The organism is Novipirellula caenicola, assembly GCF_039545035.1.
Classification (GTDB): domain Bacteria; phylum Planctomycetota; class Planctomycetia; order Pirellulales; family Pirellulaceae; genus Novipirellula; species Novipirellula caenicola.
The window spans coordinates 1-2,027 of sequence record NZ_BAABRO010000060.1; the positions used below are offsets into that span (position 1 = coordinate 1).

Here is a 2,027-nt window from a genome sequence, read left to right on the forward strand (position 1 = left end):
ATTCGAGGAATTTAGGTGCTCAGACACGATTTGTGTATAACGCCGTTGCAGTCGCCGTTCCATCGGCGGAAGATTTAGTCCATCCAGTACAGCCTAATTCATTTGACGACTTGTGTAGATACCAATGAGCGCAGCACGGGAGAGGTCGGACGGGCCGTCGAGGCCACGTCCGGGTGAGGGCCTGCCTCCAGCTCACTCGCACCGCCCATCAATTCCGCCTGCGTTCCGGCTCGCCCCACCCTCCGTAGTGGATCTTGCTAAAGATCCCGCCCCAAAACGACCGCCAACCCCTCGCCGCCGCCCCCATTCAATCACAACTCCGAATCTCGGCGGGTGTTCTCTCTCGTAGACCAAAAGGCCGATTGCTCGGACAATTTGAACAGCAGCAAACCGAGACGCCCGAGTCACAAATTCCCTCTTTCTCCGTTATCTCCCTGACCTCCTGTTCAACGAATTCTTCCCCACTAGGGTCCTGCCGTCAGCTTCATCCATTTTAAAATTTACAATTGTCAATTTAACTTTTTCAATACTTACTCACTCCCCCAACATCGCGGCAAGCGACTATTAATCGCAGTGCGCAACAAGGGCGACAACCATTATCCCCAAGTCCCGAAAGGGACGGCATGCTGTAACCTACGGCGTGAGCCGTGGGTAACGGAGCAAACTAAGAACGAAAGCCCCGAAGGGGCGGCAGGAAAGACCGACGTCTACCGCGATCGGACCAATTATCTTGCACTCGCACCAGCGCAGCGCCGTCAGAAAACAAAGGGCCCGCGAATCGACGCAAATCAACGCGAATACTTGCTCCCTCTCAAAGGTCTCAGCCTAAGCCAAAATACCGCCACGCAACACCTTTCCAATCTCCACCACCTCACATCAATTCCGCGCCCGATCCGCCTCACCCCACCCCCCGTAGTGGATCTTGCTAAAGATCCCGCCCCAAAACGACCGTCAACCCCTCGCCGCCGCCCCCATTCAATCAGACCAGATGCTCGCCGCCGCAGACGCAAGCAACTAATGCGCGGTCTTAATTGAACAGGAGCAAGCAGAGGCAACAGAGTCAAAGGTCACGTATTCTCCACAAGCCACCTCTCCCGAGCGCAGCACGGGAGAGGTCGGACGGGCCGTCGAGGCCACGTCCGGGTGAGGGCCTGCCTCCAGCTCACTCGCACCGCCCATCAATTCCGCCTCCGATCCGCCTCACCCCACCCCCCGTAATGGATCTTGCTAAAGATCCCGCCGTACTGGTTTCTTAGGTCTAATCTCGCCCGAGTCCCCAGATCACCATCGCCAACAAGAGCGACGATTGCGTGGTTTAGTTGCGCGGTCTTATTTGAACAGAAGCAAACAGAGGGAACAGAGCCGCAGATCACCTCATCTCCGTTCCCTCCCTTACCTCCTGTTCAATACTTTCTCTCGCTTCCAATCACCTCGCGTTTCTTTGCTTCGCAGCAGCAAACCCATTTTTCAAACAATTCGCTTGCAACTGCCGCGTGGATTGCCAATAATCCGATTCTCGCCATTGCGGTGGAACTCAGCGGAGTGCCACCGGAGCAACCGAAGGTGCACGTAGCCTAGGCTTCCAGCCTAAGAACCAAGTCTCTTTGAGCCGTCAATCAATGGTAAATCTCAGCGTAGTGGATATTGCTTAAGTTCCTGCCACATGAGGATCTTTAGCAAGATCCACTACGGTCGAACCGAACGTTCACGTAGCACAGGCTGCCGGCATATCATCCGCCCCCACTTCAATTTACCTATTTCAATTGCCAGTTTAACTTTTTCAGTTCTCCCAGTTCCTCACTTTTCGGCTGCCTTCCCCGCCGCATCCGCCGCTAACCGATCCAGTGGACTGACGACGACCGGTCCTAGCGTGTTGTCGACATGTGTATAGATTTGCGTCGTCTTGATGTCGGCATGTCCCAGCAGTTCTTGGATCCGGCGAATGTCCGTTCCCGTCCACAGCAGATGAGTCGCGAAGCAGTGACGGAACGTGTGGCTGGTCACATGTTTGGTCAACCCCGCTGCCT

Annotated in this window: 1 protein-coding gene; it reads right to left on the bottom strand. The window is 55.2% G+C overall.

Features of this window, described 5'->3' with window-relative positions:
* Positions 1-1,797 precede the first annotated feature (1,797 nt).
* Positions 1,798-2,027, bottom strand: a 230-nt coding sequence (locus ABEA92_RS31225) for a tyrosine-type recombinase/integrase (protein ID WP_345688721.1), incomplete at its 5' end; no start/stop codon positions are given.